13 protein-coding genes are annotated in these 17687 nt (G+C 46.9%); 7 read left to right on the plus strand and 6 right to left on the minus strand.

The window, feature by feature from the left end:
* Nucleotides 1–267: 267 nt before the first annotated feature.
* Together O1Q98_RS08075 and O1Q98_RS08080 are read right to left on the minus strand one after the other, a co-directional pair.
* Entirely contained in the window at nucleotides 268–1278 is a 1011-nt protein-coding gene (locus O1Q98_RS08075; protein WP_125258328.1) for an AI-2E family transporter, read from the minus strand.
* A 597-nt stretch (nucleotides 1279–1875) separates the two neighbouring features.
* Nucleotides 1876–2268, minus strand: a complete 393-nt coding sequence (locus O1Q98_RS08080) for a transcriptional regulator (RefSeq protein ID WP_125258327.1) — start codon at nucleotides 2266–2268, stop codon at nucleotides 1876–1878.
* A gap of 744 nt (nucleotides 2269–3012) precedes the next feature.
* Between O1Q98_RS08080 and acs the strand changes: the two genes are divergently transcribed.
* The 3 genes from acs (at nucleotide 3013) to actP (ending at nucleotide 7070) form a co-directional block, all read left to right on the plus strand.
* Entirely contained in the window at nucleotides 3013–4974 is a 1962-nt protein-coding gene (gene acs / locus O1Q98_RS08085) for an acetate--CoA ligase (protein ID WP_125258326.1), read from the plus strand.
* Nucleotides 4975–5094: 120 nt separating this feature from the next.
* On the plus strand, nucleotides 5095–5406 hold the full coding sequence (locus O1Q98_RS08090) for a DUF485 domain-containing protein (protein WP_125258387.1): 312 nt from the start codon (nucleotides 5095–5097) through the stop codon (nucleotides 5404–5406).
* Nucleotides 5403–7070 (plus strand): cation/acetate symporter ActP, encoded by a 1668-nt coding sequence (actP, locus tag O1Q98_RS08095; RefSeq protein WP_125258325.1) that lies wholly within the window; start codon nucleotides 5403–5405, stop codon nucleotides 7068–7070. Before O1Q98_RS08090 ends, actP begins: the two co-directional genes overlap by 4 nt.
* A gap of 73 nt (nucleotides 7071–7143) precedes the next feature.
* Here actP and O1Q98_RS08100 read toward each other — a convergent pair whose 3' ends face one another.
* The 4 genes from O1Q98_RS08100 to O1Q98_RS08115 form a co-directional block, all read right to left on the minus strand.
* Nucleotides 7144–8790: a Na+/H+ antiporter gene (locus O1Q98_RS08100; RefSeq protein WP_125258324.1), complete on the minus strand. Its 1647-nt coding sequence runs from the start codon at nucleotides 8788–8790 to the stop codon at nucleotides 7144–7146.
* A 207-nt stretch (nucleotides 8791–8997) separates the two neighbouring features.
* Entirely contained in the window at nucleotides 8998–10365 is a 1368-nt protein-coding gene (locus tag O1Q98_RS08105; RefSeq protein ID WP_125258323.1) for an NCS2 family permease, read from the minus strand.
* Between the two features lie 1023 nt (nucleotides 10366–11388).
* Complete coding sequence (locus O1Q98_RS08110; RefSeq protein WP_125258322.1) at nucleotides 11389–12138, minus strand: glycosyltransferase; 750 nt, start codon at nucleotides 12136–12138, stop codon at nucleotides 11389–11391.
* A 4-nt stretch (nucleotides 12139–12142) separates the two neighbouring features.
* Entirely contained in the window at nucleotides 12143–14020 is a 1878-nt protein-coding gene (locus O1Q98_RS08115; protein WP_125258321.1) for a polysaccharide biosynthesis protein, read from the minus strand.
* A gap of 271 nt (nucleotides 14021–14291) precedes the next feature.
* On the opposite strand from O1Q98_RS08115, the gene O1Q98_RS08120 reads away from it, so the two are divergent.
* The 4 genes from O1Q98_RS08120 to lpxP all read left to right on the plus strand — a co-directional run bounded on the left by O1Q98_RS08120 (nucleotide 14292) and on the right by lpxP (nucleotide 17638).
* Entirely contained in the window at nucleotides 14292–15257 is a 966-nt protein-coding gene (locus O1Q98_RS08120; RefSeq protein ID WP_125258320.1) for a UDP-glucose 4-epimerase family protein, read from the plus strand.
* A gap of 47 nt (nucleotides 15258–15304) precedes the next feature.
* Nucleotides 15305–15853 (plus strand): sugar transferase, encoded by a 549-nt coding sequence (locus O1Q98_RS08125; RefSeq protein WP_125258319.1) that lies wholly within the window; start codon nucleotides 15305–15307, stop codon nucleotides 15851–15853.
* Between the two features lie 177 nt (nucleotides 15854–16030).
* On the plus strand, nucleotides 16031–16459 hold the full coding sequence (locus O1Q98_RS08130; RefSeq protein ID WP_125258318.1) for a TOBE domain-containing protein: 429 nt from the start codon (nucleotides 16031–16033) through the stop codon (nucleotides 16457–16459).
* Between the two features lie 258 nt (nucleotides 16460–16717).
* Nucleotides 16718–17638 carry a kdo(2)-lipid IV(A) palmitoleoyltransferase gene (gene lpxP / locus O1Q98_RS08135; RefSeq protein WP_205744238.1) on the plus strand — a complete coding sequence of 307 codons (921 nt, stop codon included), beginning with the start codon at nucleotides 16718–16720 and terminating at the stop codon, nucleotides 17636–17638.
* The last annotated feature ends 49 nt before the right edge of the window (nucleotides 17639–17687 follow it).

Below are 17687 nucleotides of genomic sequence, written 5' to 3' on the forward strand. Positions count from 1 at the left end.
CAGACGTTCCCGATACCTGAGCCAACACGTTAGCCCGAACACTCAAGGCCGTAACAGGGCGTTCGCCGATGGGCATCAATGCCCCAGAGGTATAGACATGTGGTACGGATAGTTGCAGGAGACAGGCTGTGTGGTGGGCAAACAAAAGTCAGCGCAGTTGCTCCGGTCGTGGCGCAAGCGCAAGAAAGGTGGATATTACCAGCGGTGTGCTCAGGTCACGGCAATCAGGCCTGTGGCACGAAAGCCGCAGCCTGACCGCCTCATGCCTTAAATCAATGCAGCTTCACGCAGCTCACTTTTCAGGTAGGCGTAATAAATCGGGGCGGCAATAACGCCCGCAATACCAAATGCAGCCTCAAACACCAGCATCGCCAGTAAAATCTCCCAGGCGTGCGCTTTGATACGGCTACCAACAATCTGTGCGTTCAGAAAATACTCCAGCTTGTGAATCAACATCAGGTAAGCCAATGCCAGCAACGCAATCGGTAAAGATATCGATAAGGCGGCGATAAACACAACCGAGTTGGAGATGAGATTCCCTATAACCGGCAACAACCCAAAAACGAATGTCAGGATCACCAGTGTCTTGGAAAACGGTAAATGAATACCGAACCCGGGCAGCAGGCCCAATATAAAAACAGCGGAGAGCACGGTGTTAACAAGTGATATTTTCACTTGAGCAAACACGATATTACGAAATGAAGATGACAACAGCGACACCCGGTGCAACAGCTCTGTTTTCAGCAACGGTTTTTCCAGCGAAGGCTGAATATTATTCAGAGAAATGATAGCCCCAAGAATCATGCCGATTAACATGGTCACGAAACCATGTAAAAAGTCTTTCCCCAGATTCTGGAGCATTTCAACATGCTTTTGCAGCCATACGACAAACTCATGCTGCAACTCTTCCACACTGACGGGCAGATAGCCCGGTAAGTAGGTCATTATCTGCTTTTGCACATCGTTCAGGATAAACGCGATACGGGCATTAAATACACTGGTATCCTTCATCTCCTGCATCAATAATCCGACTAACGTACCAAATAACAGGCTCAGTAAACTGACAACCAAAGTGCTTATCATCGCCACCGCGACTAATCTGGCACGTTTTCCACTGATCACTTTCTGAAAATATGGCGTGAGCAGATTAATGATTTCATACACCAGAAACCCCGCAATAAAGCAGGCCAGCAAGCGCAACTCCAATAAAAGCAGCAGCCCTCCCATGATAAAGATAAAACTTAGCAATCGAGCTTGTTTCAAATTTAACAACTGCATACGACATCCTGTTTCGAACCACTATGCCAGAAGCCTCTCAGCCATAAAGAACACGCCATCTCGTCGCGATAAAACCATCTACTGGCGATGAAATGGTGTTTCAGCTCACATTCTTAGCGTTTTAGTGACGAAATACCAGCAAGATTCTCACTCCGTCGAGCAACGTTTGATACTCAGGTAGCCGAGAACGCATCGGCAATGTCGGCTATCACAGCGATACCTTCGTTGCCGTGCAACGATGTAGAGACCCTTGTGCCAGCTATCGCCCGGCAATATGGCCGCATTAAATAACCATGATAATAGTGTTGTTTAAATGCGGTTATCCACGAACAGGATATAAAGGTGAGCAAGCGGCCACTATTCACGTCACGCATCACGTACAAAGGTACTCAACATAGGAACACGGAAAAAGAACACATTTTAATTAATTAAGTGTATTTAATTATAAAAACTTGATGCGCTGGATAAGCGATATCCGTTATCGAAACGTATCGATATTAAAATCACAGCGAGGCAGAAAATGGGGGAGGATAAATCGAATGGAAACAGCTCACAACCGGCAGCAAAAATGCATTAACACGGGCAGAAAAATCTTGCTTACGATGCCATATTTGTCGGGATCTCACTCTCATCCTGATTAAGGATCAACAGCGATAACACTCTATCTTCCACATTCAGCTTGGAAAAAGAGAGCGTGCTCAAGGGTTTTTTAGCGAAACCATCCGATAGTAGATCCCAGGCGACATGGGTACTAAGTAAGTCATTGTTTGTCATAAAATCTTGATAGGCAAAGCGCACATTCACAGGCAACACATCATCGATAGAGGCAGGAGCGTTAGTACCGCTACGTAAACCAAAATGCGCATTAAACGCAGAGTTTGCGCAAAGTATCTTACATTTCTCGTCAATCACAGCAATCGCACGTCTGTCATTATGGACAGGGGCGCTTAACATACTCATTATCTCGTTCTGTCCAAATATCAGACTCATATAAACTCTGCCTTCTGCTATGTGAAATATATCTCTCGGTGATATCCACGATATTGCCGGAAAACGAAAGATAGTTTTAAAATCAGCCGGATATTTATCCGACAATCATAATAATTAAACCGTTGATATAATTGGAATTAAGCCAATCAAGACAGAGACTTGCAACAGGGAGGTTAATTCCCTTCGTTATTATGCAGTCTAATAAATATAAATGTATTCTTTCAACAGACTATATAGACCTCTTTGACTGAACGTAAATCGAAATTGTCTATTACACTAATCAGGCTATTGATTACTCACATTCTGGTTACAGAAAAAACAAACTGGCAACGAATAATCCCGTTTTCTCTGTTTTTTAGAGGTCGTTTGCACTATATCTGCTTTTAACAGCAGTTGATCGTTCAAATAAGGCCGATCTTTTGCCCTTTTGATCATGTAGCCCGATCTGGATCTGGTTAACGATAGTAAAAACCAATCAAAATGTGTTTTTCATTAATAGAAATCTTCAACAAAACAGATCGCGCGATCTCTGCCGATAAAAATGTGAACTCCTTCGCATAAAGCAGCCACATCCCCCGCACTGCGGCCTCACACATATCGATATAAGACTATTCTTGAATAGCAAATGCCTCAGCCCTTTTCAGCAATGCGTGATCCGTCGCGCAAAAAAGAAACAAATGTTAACGGCTCGCTGTTATTAACCTTTGATTGACATAATATTAACAATGTTTAAGGAGAAGCGCTATGAGCCAATATAATAAGCACCCTATACCCACAACTATTGCAGAAAATGCGTTAATCACCGCCGAAAAATACCAGAAAATGTATCAGCAATCGGTTCAGGATCCTGATGCTTTTTGGCGGGAACAAGGCAAGATCGTTGACTGGATCAAACCGTATCAGCAGGTGAAAAATACCTCCTTTGATCCCGGTCATATCAGCATCCGCTGGTTCGAGGATGGCACGCTGAATGTGTCAGCAAACTGCCTCGATCGCCACCTAGACACTCAGGGTGATCAAACAGCGATCATCTGGGAAGGCGATGACAGCCGTGAAAGCCGTCACGTGAGTTACCGAGAATTGCACCTTGCCGTATGCCGTTTTGCGAATGCACTAAAAGCAAAAGGGGTTCGTAAGGGCGATGTCGTCGCTATTTATATGCCAATGGTGCCAGAAGCCGCTGTCGCCATGTTAGCCTGCGCTCGTATCGGCGCAGTACATTCCGTCATTTTCGGCGGTTTTTCGCCAGAATCCATCGCCGGGCGGATCGTCGATTCCAGTGCCAAACTGGTTATCACCGCCGATGAGGGTATCCGCGCCGGGCGTGCGATTCCATTGAAAAAGAATATTGACGAAGCGCTGCGTAACCCCGCTGTGACCACCGTCAATCACGTCATCGTGTTCCAGCGCACCGGTAAAGCGGGTCACTGGCAGGAAGGCCGCGACCTCTGGTGGCATGATGTTATCGCTCAGGTAGATGATGACTGCCCGCCTGAAGAGATGAATGCCGAAGACCCGCTCTTTATTCTCTACACCTCAGGTTCGACCGGTAAACCCAAAGGCGTGTTGCATACTACCGGTGGATATCTGGTCTATGCCGCCACCACATTTAAATATGTGTTTGATTACCATCCTGGTGATGTGTATTGGTGTACGGCCGATGTGGGCTGGGTAACGGGACACAGTTATCTGTTGTATGGCCCGCTGGCCTGCGGTGCGATTACGCTGATGTTTGAAGGTGTTCCTAACTGGCCTAGCGCCAGCCGTATGGGTCAGGTTGTGGATAAGCATCAGGTTAATATTCTCTACACCGCCCCGACAGCGATTCGCGCGTTAATGGCCGATGGTGATAAAGCGATTGAAGGTACTTCTCGTCAGTCACTCAAAATCATGGGTTCTGTTGGCGAGCCGATAAACCCGGAAGCCTGGGAATGGTACTTCAAGAAAATAGGTAACAGCCGCTGCCCTATTGTTGATACCTGGTGGCAGACAGAAACCGGTGGTTTCATGATAACGCCGCTGCCGGGTGCGATTGAAGCCAAACCAGGGTCAGCCACGTTGCCATTCTTTGGCGTTCAACCCGCGTTGGTAGACAATCTTGGCACGCCGCAAGCAGGTGCCTGCGAAGGGAATCTGGTGATTACAGATTCCTGGCCCGGCCAGGCCCGCACACTGTTTGGCGACCATGAGCGCTTTGAACAAACCTATTTCTCCACCTTCAAAGGGATGTACTTCAGCGGTGATGGCGCGCGGCGCGATGAAGATGGTTACTACTGGATAACCGGCCGCGTTGACGATGTATTAAACGTTTCCGGGCACCGTCTGGGCACGGCGGAAATCGAATCGGCACTGGTGTCTCACCCTAAAATCGCTGAAGCGGCCGTGGTCGGTATTCCCCATAGTCTCAAAGGGCAGGCTATCTACGCTTACATCACCCTCAATCATGGTGAGGAACCCACCAGCGAACTTTATACCGAGGTGCGCAACTGGGTGCGTAAAGAGATTGGCCCTATCGCGACGCCGGACATCCTGCATTGGACCGACGCACTACCGAAAACCCGATCCGGCAAAATCATGCGTCGAATTCTACGCAAGATTGCCGCTGGAGATACCAGCAATCTCGGGGACATCTCTACGCTTGCAGATCCTGGCGTCGTAGAGAAGCTGCTGGAAGAAAAGCAAGCTATGGACAACACACCGTCTTAATCGTTATCCGATAAAAACAGCGTCATCCACACCAGAAGCTCTGTGTTATCTGGTGTGTGATGGCACCTGAAAAACAGCCGTCCGGCAGGACGATACGTACTACCTGACTGGAGATTTATGATGAATGATCTCATTTATCAACGGATTGAGGCTAACCCCAAGTTTCAAGAGCTTGTGCAGAAACGGCAGCGTTTTGCCGCCTTTCTTTCACTGATCATGCTGGTACTGTACATCGGTTTTATTTTATTGATTGCATTCGCACCCGGCTGGCTGGGAACGCCCATTGCCCCTGGCGCAGGCACCACCCGTGGTATCCCATTGGGTATCGGTCTTATTATCATCTCCTTCACGTTAACCGGTATTTACGTCTACCGTGCTAATCATGAGTTTGATCGCCTGACCAAAGAACTGCTCAACGAGGTGCAAAAATGAAAAGCCGTCTTTTGCTGCTGACTGGTTTGCTGGGGCTGCCACTGTTCGCACAGGTAGCATGGGCGGCGGATGCCGTCTCCGGTAATGTGCAAAAACAACCACTAAACGTACAAGCGATCGTACTGTTTGTGTTGTTTGTCGCCGCCACACTTTACATCACCTACTGGGCCTCCAAACGTACTCGCTCGCGCAGTGATTACTACACGGCTGGCGGAAATATCACCGGTTTTCAAAACGGCCTGGCTATCGCAGGCGATTACATGTCTGCGGCCTCTTTCCTTGGCATCTCCGCTCTGGTTTACACATCGGGGTTTGATGGCCTGATTTATTCGCTCGGGTTTCTGGTTGGTTGGCCTATTATTCTGTTCTTGATAGCCGAGCGGTTACGTAACCTTGGGCGTTATACCTTTGCTGATGTCGCCTCTTACCGGTTGCAGCAAAAACCGATTCGAACGCTCTCAGCCTGTGGTTCGCTGGTCGTGGTCGCCCTCTATCTGATTGCGCAAATGGTCGGTGCAGGCAAACTTATCCAGTTACTGTTTGGCCTGAACTACCATGTCGCCGTCGTGTTAGTGGGCATCTTGATGGTGATGTATGTCTTGTTTGGCGGCATGCTGGCAACCACCTGGGTGCAGATAATCAAAGCGGTCTTGTTACTGTGTGGCGCAACATTCATGGCATTAATGGTGTTAAAAGCAGCCAATTTCAGCTTTGACACGCTATTTTCCGAAGCCATGAAAGTCCATGCCAAAGGCAGCGCAATCATGAAGCCGGGTGGACTGGTTTCCGACCCGATATCCGCATTGTCACTTGGGTTAGGGTTGATGTTTGGTACAGCGGGTTTGCCGCATATTCTGATGCGCTTTTTCACCGTCAGTGATGCCAAAGAAGCTCGCAAAAGCGTGTTGTTTGCCACTGGCTTCATGGGGTATTTCTACTTCCTGACATTTATCATCGGCTTTGGTGCCATTTTGTTAGTCAGCGCTAACCCGGCCTTCAAAGATGCGGCAGGCGCACTGATAGGCGGCAACAACATGGCAGCGATTCACCTGGCTAATGCCGTCGGCGGTAACTTCTTCCTGGGCTTTATCTCTGCCGTCGCATTTGCCACGATTCTGGCCGTTGTCGCTGGGCTTACGCTGGCTGGCGCGTCGGCGGTATCACATGATTTGTACTCAAACGTTATCAAGAAGGGGCAAGCAACTGAGCGCGATGAGCTGAGAGTGTCAAAAATGACCGTATTAGCGCTGGGTGTCGTCGCCATTCTGTTGGGGATTTTGTTCGAGAATCAAAACATTGCCTTCATGGTAGGCCTGGCCTTCTCTATCGCCGCCAGCTGTAACTTCCCGATTATCCTGCTGTCAATGTACTGGTCTAAGCTGACAACACGTGGAGCCATGATCGGTGGCTGGGCCGGGCTGCTAACAGCCGTGATATTAATGATTTTGGGGCCAACTATCTGGGTGAAAATTCTGGGTAATGCCACCCCTATCTACCCCTATGAATACCCGGCGTTATTCTCGATGCTGGTCGCCTTCATCGGTATCTGGTTCTTCTCGATTACCGATAACTCGGCTAATGCCGTTGAAGAGCGCAATAAGTTTAAAGCGCAGTTTATTCGTTCACAAACTGGCCTTGGTATTTCCAAAGGGTCTTCGCACTAACGAAAACATGGCATAACGCCAGTTATGCCATCTCTTCTCTCTTCTGTTAAGCCGGGTCTCCCCGGCTTTTTTATTACACCTTCTCGCTTAACACCGCTTCGAGTAAATCGAGCTCTCTGAGCATTTTTTGCAAGGTTTCATTGCTGATACGCTGCGTGGCTCGCAAGTGATAGAGTTCGGCACGCTCGGCATTCACCGCAGCCAACCGAAAACGCCGCTCAAGGTTCTCAATCGCCATACTGTTTTCCAGTTCATCAGTGCCTGCGACCCGTCGATGCAGCATCCCGATAACTCGGGCACTTACTTCGGCTAAAACCTGCTCATCAAGGTTTTCCTCACGATCGGCGGCTAGCCGCTCCTGCATTTTCTTCAGGCTGTCTATTGCCACCTGCGCCATTGTTACGCGGGCGATGCGCTCTTCTTTTTTCTGCATGCTGTGATCGGTCAGCGTGATGCCTTTTAACAATAAAGGCAGCGCCAATACACCACATAACAGAGAAAACAGAATCACGCCGGTAGCAATAAACACCAGTTGATAGCGGGATGGAAACGGCACGCCATCGCTGAGATAAAGGGGAACCGACAATACGCCGGCTAACGTAATCGCCCCCCGCACGCCGGCAAAGGTACTGATCCAAATTTCACGCGATGTATAGCGCGCAAATAACATAGGATGTTTGTGATTAACCACTCGGCTATAGAGTTTCACTAACCACAACCAGGCAAAACGCAGCAGCAACAGCGCACAATAGACAAGCAAAATATCGGCAAACAGCATCCAGGTTTCGATAGTCGGGTCGAGTTCAGCCTGCACGATGGACTCTTCAATCACGCCGGGTAATTGCAGCCCCAGCATCAGAAACACCATACCGTTGAACACAAACTCCAGCATATTCCACACGCCATTGGCTCGAAGCCGCATATTGAGCGGTGCCTGACGCAGCAATTGCGTTCTGCTCATGGTCATGCCCGATGCTACTGCCGCCAAAATGCCTGATACGCCGAAATGCTCGGCAATAAGGTAGGCAGCAAAAGGTAATAACAGCAGCAGAACAATTTGCGTTGCGGCATCATCGTCCGTTTGGTGGCCCAGCAAAACCAGTGATTTACTGTAAATCCAGGCCACACCAATACCCGCCAGCAAACCACCAAGCGCCACCTGCAAGAACGCCAGCGTAGCGCCCGCGACACTAAAGACCATGGTGCCCATCGCAATCGCGACAGCAAATTTCAGCGAAACCAGCGCGGATGCGTCATTCATCAGCGCTTCGCCTTGCAAAATCCCCATGAGTTTTTTCGGAATGCGATCTTCACCGACGATGCCAGACAGCGCGACAGCATCGGTGGGCGATAATACTGCGGCCAGGGCGAACGCCGCCACCAAAGGCATTTCCGGTATCATCCAATGCAACAGATAACCGATACTCACCACCGTCACCACAACCAATACCAACGCCAGACCAAGAATTTCCCGCATATGCAGCAAAAACTCACGGGTTGAGGTTTTCCAGCCATCGGCAAATAGCAATGGAGGAATGAACAGCACCATGAATAATTCGGGATTAAAATCAACATGTAAGCCGAACTGAGGCCAGGCTAGCATAGCGCCTAGCGCAATTTGCATCAGCGGCAGTGGTATCTGAAAAGGTAAAATACGGGTAACAACGCCAGAAAGTGAAACCACCAGCGTCATGATAAGAATGGTGAAAAATATTTCCATGTGTTCCCTGGTTGCCTGCCATTACATGAAACGCATCCAAACTGCGATAAGCCACGCAGCCCACACTATCTATAGAGTAACATTTTTCAATAATAACAAGATATTGTGTGATGAACAGGAAACAACAAGAAAATCAGCAAAGAAAAACAAAAAAGGGGAACCGCAGTTCCCCTTAATAAATTCGAGCATCACGCTTAACAAAGCGCGTTAAAGCGCCCAGCCGCCGGCATAGAACACCACCAACGCGACCGCAATGATAACCGTACCAGCGTTAAGCTTACGCCATTCACCGCTAAATAGACGCCCTAACACCAGTGAACCAAAACCCAGCATAATGCCGGTCACAATGTTACAGGTCAGCACGATAAATACAGCACATACCAGGCCAGACATGGCATCAACAAAGTCGTTAAAATCCAGTTTGGAAACATTACTTAGCATCAGCAAACCGACATACATCAGCGCGGGTGCCGTAGCGTAAGCCGGTACCAGATAAGACAACGGTGATAAAAACAGAATCAGCAGGAACAACGCCCCAACCACCGTGGCCGTTAATCCGGTTTTACCGCCAGCCGCCGTACCCGCCGCTGATTCGATATACACTGCCGCAGGCGACGTCCCAACCAGGCTTGCGAAAATGCTGCTCACAGAATCAGCCGTTAGCGCCCGTCCACCATTAGTGATTTGCCCTTCTTTATCCAGCAGGTTCGCCTGCCCTGCAACGGCACGGATAGTACCGGTTGCATCAAATACTGCCGTCATCACCAGCGCAAGCACACTTGGTAACACGACTGGCTGCAACGCGCCTTTGATATCCAGAGCAAAAATCAGTGACTGACCATTCGCATCACTCAGACTAGGCAAGGCGAATAATCCCTGATATTTCACATTGGGGTCAAAAATCAAACCAATAACTGAAATAGCGATAATGACAATCAGTATCCCACCAGGGACACGACGCTTTTCCAAACCAATAGTGGCAGCCAGGCCAATCAGCGACATGATAACCGGGAACGCGGTGAAGTGCCCCAGCGCAACGGGCAAACCATCAATTGGATTTTTGATAACAAGACCAATACCATTGGCCGCAATAATCAACAAAAACAGGCCGATACCGATACCGGCACCGTGCGCAACCCCGGTAGGCAAGTTACGCAGTATCCAAGAGCGGATACCTGTGGCCGAGATGACGGTAAACAGCACGCCCATCATAAAAATAGCGCCCAGCGCAACCGGTACACTAATATGCTGCCCCAGCACCAGACTAAAAGCGGTGAACGCCGTCAGTGAAATTGCGCAACCAATTGCCATCGGCAAGTTAGCCCACAACCCCATCAACAACGAGCCAACCCCTGCAACTAAACAGGTGGCAACAAATACTGCGGCCGGAGGAAAACCGGCTTTACCCAGCATCCCCGGAACAACTATCACTGAGTAAACCATTGCCAGAAAGGTCGTCAGGCCCGCCAGCACTTCCTGACGAACGCTACTTCCGCGCTGTGTAATCTTGAAGAAAGCATCAAGCGCGCAGGTCGGGCGCGCCGTATCGTCAACCTGACGAGTCGTCTTAGACATTATATATCCCCCTGAATTGTCATTCTTATCAAATAATTATGGTTATCGAGCATCATCATCGGCACAGGGCTAACAAGAAGCCTATGGCGGGCACACGCACTGTTCAGGTGCAAAATAGACTGCCATTTTACCCGCTCCAACCGCTACGCAAACGATTAACCACCGCATTACAGAGAGGCCGAGCCCTGCCTGTTGCTATTAAGGCCGCAGATTATCCTGCCTTCTGGAGATCCATTTCAACTGCTATTCCTGCCAGTATCGCCGGACGTGATACCCAAGGCTCCGCCATAAAACACACAAACGCACAGTGATGAACAAAGATGAAACAAATGTCCGCTGCAGAAGGTAAAGCAATACATTGATTTTAATTGAAAAATAAAACAGTGGTTCAGAATCAACCGACCGATGGCTCATTTTTTTGTGATGAACATCACGAAAAAGTTGACCCGAAGTTAATCGAGGTGTATCTTTAAAACCGTGAAGAGCATCACATAAATAATGAATCGACTAGAGGAATACGACAATGACCTTTCTGAAAAAAGTTATCGCTATGTTTGAAAATTTCACCGTTAACTTCGGTATGTTCAACAACTAATTCTATTCAGTGTGTGGGGGTAAAACCGATGAGTATTGTCCGTCAAATCACTCAAGTATTAAAAGCGTTGGGCAAAACCTATCGCGGTGTTAACCCATACGCTCTGTTTCGTTAAGTAATACATTATCTCTCCTTCTTATTACGGCTACCTTTGGGTAGCCGTTTTTTTTATTTACAGTAATACTGTAGGTTCATTGCTTTAATTTTCTATATATTATTTATACGGGTGTTAGAATTATTTTTTTAATATGAATTTTGAAAGAAGTTGAAGAGTAAGCGTAAAAACATTTTCTTAATTAAATATAGAAATAGTTAAACCGCAGAGGTATATCTATTTTAATTTAAAGAAGAAGCTAATTTTTATTATAAAAATGAGTATTTCATAAAGAATTATATTTATCTCACAGAGAAAACTTCGCCTTCAGCCATTAGAAAGAAAAGTGATAACGAAGGTAACTTCTTACATACCAAAGAAAGTGACGTGATAGTATATTTCTATTCTTATAAGCACCAATATGTACAGCCTCAATATTTGGATAATAAATAATTTCTATATTTTTCCTTCTCGCCCTTCTGCAAATATCCACATCTTCGAAATACATGAAAAAACCTTCATTAAATCCATGTAAAGATTGATAAACATCCACTCGAAATAGAAGAAATGACCCTGCAGCCCAGTCGATAGGAATAGGTTTTTTTATTTCTGATTTATCGTATACGTCCAGTCGTGCTCTGTTAAAAAAAGCAGACCATGGTGCTAATAATGATGGGAATTTTTTTATAGAATTCTCAGGGTGTTTTTTTTCCTTGTCTTTAAAAAGGTTAATTGTACATATTTCCGCACGTTCTCTTTCAACGATGTCATGAAGCTTTACCAACTCAGCGACATCAATAATTACATCAGGGTTCAATACCAGAAAGAAATCAGCACTGGACATGCATAGATTATGCCGACAATAGTCGTAAACATAATTATTATTCTGTGAAAACCCTAATCCATACTTTTCGTTGAGTAATGTGATTCCTGATTTTTCTGCATACTCAAGTAACTGGGTGCTGGGTTTCGTATTACACTTAATAACAACCGTAAAATTTTTAGCCAGTACAGATAACACATTACTCTCAATAATTAGGGCATCACTGTTATGGCTGACAACAGAAATAAAAATATTAGTCACAATATCAACCCTTCTTATTCAACGTCGGCGTATATCCTGTAGGAGCCATTAGCAAAATAGCTTTAATTGACTCCACATTAAAATCATGACAACATCTATCTAACTTATCCAATAACAGTTGCATATCTTGCCAACTGAGTTTTTCCTCTTGTGCTGTCATAATTTTAGGATGATCGGTTCCCTCTACATTTTCACCGATCAATAATTCTTCATATAATTTTTCTCCTGGTCGTAACCCAGTAAATTTGATCGCAATATCGCCCTCATCACTATACCCTTCAATGTATTCTTTCATCCCCATCAAATTGATCATGCGTCGTGCGAGATCAAGAATTTTGACGGGTTCCCCCATATCTAATACAAACACTTGACCGTTCATTCCCATAGCACCGGCTTGTATAACAAGCTGTGCTGCCTCAGGAATCAACATAAAATAACGAATAATATCTGGATGGGTTACAGTAACAGGCCCTCCTAGACGTATCTGTTTCTTGAATAGGGGGACAACAGAGCCTGATGACCCTAATACATTACCAAAACGCACCATCGTAAAAATAGTCTGATGCTGGCGTTCCGCCAATGCTTGTAGAATAAGTTCAGCCATTCTCTTGCTGGTGCCCATTATATTCGTAGGGCGAACGGCTTTATCCGTTGAGATAAGCGTAAAATTGGTGACACCCTCAGCAATAGCTGCTTCAGCACAAGCCAGAGTACCAAAAACGTTATTACGGATTCCTTCGATAACGTTCTCCTCAACAAGAGGAACATGTTTGTATGCTGCCGCGTGATAGATAGTTTCTACCTGATTGGCTTTTATCAGCTTTTGCACCCGATTCTGTTTTTGTACAGAACCCAGTGCAGTCACAATTTTCGTTTCTAATTTCAGCCGTTTTTTGATGTTTTGTAATTCTTGATCAATGGTATAGAGGTTGTATTCATTTAGTTCGAACAGCACCAAGACACGAGGACGCTGTGTAAGTATTTGGCGACATAACTCTGAACCAATAGAGCCACCGGCCCCTGTGACCATCACTGATTTGCCAGAAATATTTTTTGCCATTAGTTGTTTGTCTGGATCAACCGCTTCACGGCCTAATAAATCCGCCACATCCAGATCGCGTATTTCAGTTGCAACGGCTTTACCTGCCGCAATATCTTCAACAGAGGGAACCGATTGCACTTCAATTGGCCAATGCGATAATTTTTCCAGTAACCGTAAGCGTTGCCCTTTCTTGATGTTGTTCACTGCCAATAGCAATTTCACGGGTTGATACAGAGGTTTTAATTTTTCAAATTCACTGCTGTGATGAACTCGAATACCGCAAATAATCTGCCCGATTTTTTTTTCATCATCATCAAATATCACTACCGGGTGATATTCATCCCCCTGAATCAGCGCATAGAGCAGATCTCGCCCCGTCGAACCAGCACCATAGATAAAGACGTTTGGCTTCTGGCGCTTGTAATAGTGGTAATAAAAAGTACGAATAAGAACGCGAGGACTTCCCAGTGCCAAAGTGGCCAAACCCGCATAGATGAAAGGCACACTGCGTGGTACAAAAGATTGAAAAAAGAAACTGCTCAATGACAGGCTAATCGCAGATAAGATGACGGATAAAAAAACATATCCCATTGCAGGTAGCATCATGTAGCGCAATACGGCCCGATACATGCCACAGCGGATAAAAACTAAAATAGTGATAGAAAGGGTGACGACAAGGCTTGCAATTTCAGCATAACCGACCTGAAAGGTCATCGTACCCAGGCGAACAGCCACAGCCAGATAGAGCGAGACAATAATGGCGATAACGTCATACAGTACCGTCACGGTGCGCTTCTGGGCGCGTTCAGCATTAAGCAAAAGCGAAATGAATTTTAACATCAAGAACCTGAATGTTTGGATGTGACAGTAAAGTGATATTAATCGGGTATTTTAGTGGTCTGCTAATGGCTTGACCAGTCGTGTTATGCTGAATTTTGGTTAAAGATCTTGTGGGCGCTATCATCGTGTGCTGCTTCTTACGCCAATAGTATCGCATTGTTCGTTTTTATCGCTATACCGTAGTATGCGATGACAGTATGCGGCGACATTTATCGCCTCATCGTTAATTGCCTCATCTTACTGGGTATGGGTTTTAAATCAGGTAATTATCTTGAAAATATTTGTCACAGGCAGCAGTGGTTTTGTCGGAAGCCGGGTGATAGCTCTGGCGCAACAGCAAGGCATCTCCTGCGTAGGTCAGCGTAGCTTGAGTGCTGCCAGCGAAGGCGAGCCGTCCCTCTTTTTTGCGAACCTGACGGAGTCTACCGACTGGAGACCCGCGCTACATGACATTGATGTCATTGTGCATTGCGCAGCCAGAGTCCATCAGATGAATGATAAACAGGATATGCTGTCGCTTTATCGGCAGACCAATGTGGCAGGAACGCTGCAATTGGCCAGACAGGCAAGTGAGGCTGGGGTAAAACGATTTATTTTTATCAGTTCCGTCAAAGTGAATGGTGAACAAACCGCAGCAGGGCAGCCTTTTTGCGCAGAGGTCGTGACTCCGCCTACCGATCCCTATGGATTGAGTAAATTCGAGGCAGAGCAAGGATTGTTAGCGTTATCGCGCGAAACCGGTCTGGACATCGTCATTATTCGTCCCCCCCTGGTCTATGGGCCTGGCGTTAAAGCGAATTTTCAGTCAATGATGCGTTGGATGATGAAACGCGTTCCGTTACCACTGGCTGCCGTTGACAATCGCCGCAGCCTGGTATTTATCGATAATTTAGTGAGTTTAGTATTATTATGCCTTGAGCACCCTTTAGCTGCCGGTAGAGTCTGGATGATTTCGGATAATCATGATGTCTCTACCGCAACATTATTGGCTGATATGGCTCGTGCGTTAGGGGTAAAAAATCGTAGCTGGCGGTGCCCGGTGGCATTTCTGAAATATGCGGCGGCAATGTGCGGTAAACGAGCGATGGCTGAACGCTTATTAGGCTCGTTGCAAGTCGATATATCTGATACCCAGCGCTGCCTTGGCTGGCAGCCCAGCATCCCTTACCATCAAGCCATGCTAATTACAGCGAATGCGTTTTTAGCGCAATCTGGTGAGGCTAAAAACGCCAAATAGCGGAATATTTTTCATTTAAAACAGATGGTAAACGTTGAGCGGTAATTATGTTGCGTATTTTTGATGTCATGCTTGCTCTGATTGGAGTGCTGTGTTTGTGGCCTGTCATGGTCGTGGTTTATCTGTTGGGATTATTCGATACGGGGTCTCCGATATTTGTTCAACAGCGTGTTGGCAAACGGCAACGCCCGTTTAATCTTATTAAATTTCGCACTATGGCGGTGAAAACAGAATCGGTTGCGACACACCTTGCGAGTCGTGCGGCTATCACGCCGCTCGGATCTTTTTTACGTAAAACCAAGTTAGACGAATTACCGCAATTGATTAATGTGCTCAAAGGTGAAATGAGCCTGGTCGGGCCGAGACCTTGCCTGTTTAATCAACAGGAGTTGATTGAAGAACGGCAAAAGCGGGGGGTGTTTGAGGTGTTACCGGGGATTACAGGTCTGGCCCAGGTTAATGCGGTAGATATGTCTACACCACAAAAACTGGCCGAGTACGATAGGCAGATGATAGAAACAATGACGCTGGCACATTATTTCACCTATTTAGTACAAACTGTCGTTGGTAAGGGCTCTGGGGATCGCGTTCGCTAATGCATTGAGAGACGCCTTTTATGGCAAAGGAGTGAAACCGTACCGCGATACTCTTTGTAATCGAAGATACGCTCTGCAATCGAAATGATTTTCTGCAAATCTCATGTAAACGCATGGAGTTTGTATCGTAAAACACGTGGTCTATTAAATGTGTCGATCGTTATCTAAGGAGAGAAAATGTCCGTTTCTGCACGTAATCAGCTCAAGGGTATTGTGTCACAAGTCTCCGAAGGCGCAGTAAATAGCGAGGTCGTATTGACGCTGGAAAGCGGCGAGCAGCTCACGACTATCATCACGCGTAGCAGTGTGGTGGAACTGGGTCTGGAACCAGGAAAAACCGCCTTGGCGTTAATCAAAGCCCCTTGGGTGGTTTTAGCATCAGCCGATTGCGGCCTGAAATTCTCCGCACGTAACCAGTTTTCCGGCACGGTTGACTCATGCATCAACGGGGCGGTTCATAGCACGGTTCAGATAGCCACTCACGCCGGGCTTATACTGCATGCAAGCGTCACCAATGAAAGTGTCGTTGAAATGGGATTACAGCCGGGCAGTAAGGTCATCGCCTTAATTAAGGCTTCCAGCGTTATTCTGGCAACACCATGCTAATACCGTGACACAGTCAGGAAAATGTAACCACCGCGCATGGTCGCTATTTGGTAATATTTACACTCCGCCTCTCCTCTCTTAACGGGAATTCGGGTAATCTTAACCGCTCCGGCAGCAGGCTTTATGCGCTCGTTTGCTGCCGTTCATCCTCTTTTTTTACATTCACTGTGTATTCCTTTGGGTTGGCTGGATAACGACACTGTCGGGCATAGTTGGTTTGTAAGAACTGGCTGGCGTCGTATTCAGGAATATTTCATCATGACTCAACAAACATTTACCCGGGATTTGCTCCATCCGCGCTATTGGTTACTGTGGTGTGGCTTGGCCATTTTGTTTCTGCTCGTGCAATTACCGTACCCACTACTGATGCGGTTAGGAAGTGCATTGGGGCGGGGATCACGTTATTTTCTTAAACGCCGTGTTGCTGTGGCCCGCCGTAATCTGGAACTCTGTTTTCCTGAGATGACGGTTGAAAAGCGTGAAAGCTTGCTAGAGGCGAATTTCGCCTCACTCGGTATGGCGCTGATGGAAACCGGTATGGCCTGGTTTTGGTCAGACAAGCGTGTCAGGGCGTGGTTTGACGTTTCAGGATTTGAACACTTGCAGCACGCCGGGCGTGAGCAACGTGGTGTTATGGTCATTGGCGTTCATTTCATGTCGCTGGAGCTGGGAGGGCGTGCAATGGGCCTTTGTCAGCCGATGATGGCGATGTATCGACGTCATAACAATAAAGTAATGGAACTGGTGCAAACCTGGGGTCGCTCGCGATCGAACAAGGCGATGATCGACAGGAAAGATTTGCGGGGTATGGTGCAGGCATTAAAAAGCGGCGAGGCGGTATGGTTCGCGCCCGATCAGGACTATGGCCCGAAAGGCAGTGTCTTTGCGCCATTCTTTGCTGTGGAACATGCGGCAACAACTTCGGGTACATTTACCATTCATCGTTTAGCACAGCCGGCAATTATCACCACAGTATTGATTCGAAAACCAGACTTTAAGGGCTATCATCTGGTTATTGAGCCTGAATTGCAGGACTACCCTTCCCAGGATCAACAGCTTGCAGCAAAATATATGAATCAGATTATCGAACGGGAAATTCTGCGTGCCCCAGAGCAGTATCTATGGTTGCATCGCCGATTTAAAACCCGCCCCGATGGTGAGTCGTCGCTGTACTGCTAAACCACCCTGATATTTTTCTGAGAGTTAGGATAAACATATAGTGTCAAAC

The organism is Dickeya lacustris, from assembly GCF_029635795.1.
Lineage (GTDB): Bacteria > Pseudomonadota > Gammaproteobacteria > Enterobacterales > Enterobacteriaceae > Dickeya > Dickeya lacustris.

Coding starts and splice junctions, on each gene's coding strand:
- O1Q98_RS08075 (WP_125258328.1), bottom strand. CDS start 1,278: ATGCAGTTGTTAAATTTGAAACAAGCTCGATTGCTAAGTTTTATCTTT.
- O1Q98_RS08080 (WP_125258327.1), bottom strand. CDS start 2,268: ATGAGTCTGATATTTGGACAGAACGAGATAATGAGTATGTTAAGCGCC.
- acs (WP_125258326.1), top strand. CDS start 3,013: ATGAGCCAATATAATAAGCACCCTATACCCACAACTATTGCAGAAAAT.
- O1Q98_RS08090 (WP_125258387.1), top strand. CDS start 5,095: ATGAATGATCTCATTTATCAACGGATTGAGGCTAACCCCAAGTTTCAA.
- actP (WP_125258325.1), top strand. CDS start 5,403: ATGAAAAGCCGTCTTTTGCTGCTGACTGGTTTGCTGGGGCTGCCACTG.
- O1Q98_RS08100 (WP_125258324.1), bottom strand. CDS start 8,790: ATGGAAATATTTTTCACCATTCTTATCATGACGCTGGTGGTTTCACTT.
- O1Q98_RS08105 (WP_125258323.1), bottom strand. CDS start 10,365: ATGTCTAAGACGACTCGTCAGGTTGACGATACGGCGCGCCCGACCTGC.
- O1Q98_RS08115 (WP_125258321.1), bottom strand. CDS start 14,020: ATGTTAAAATTCATTTCGCTTTTGCTTAATGCTGAACGCGCCCAGAAG.
- O1Q98_RS08125 (WP_125258319.1), top strand. CDS start 15,305: ATGTTGCGTATTTTTGATGTCATGCTTGCTCTGATTGGAGTGCTGTGT.
- O1Q98_RS08130 (WP_125258318.1), top strand. CDS start 16,031: ATGTCCGTTTCTGCACGTAATCAGCTCAAGGGTATTGTGTCACAAGTC.
- lpxP (WP_205744238.1), top strand. CDS start 16,718: ATGACTCAACAAACATTTACCCGGGATTTGCTCCATCCGCGCTATTGG.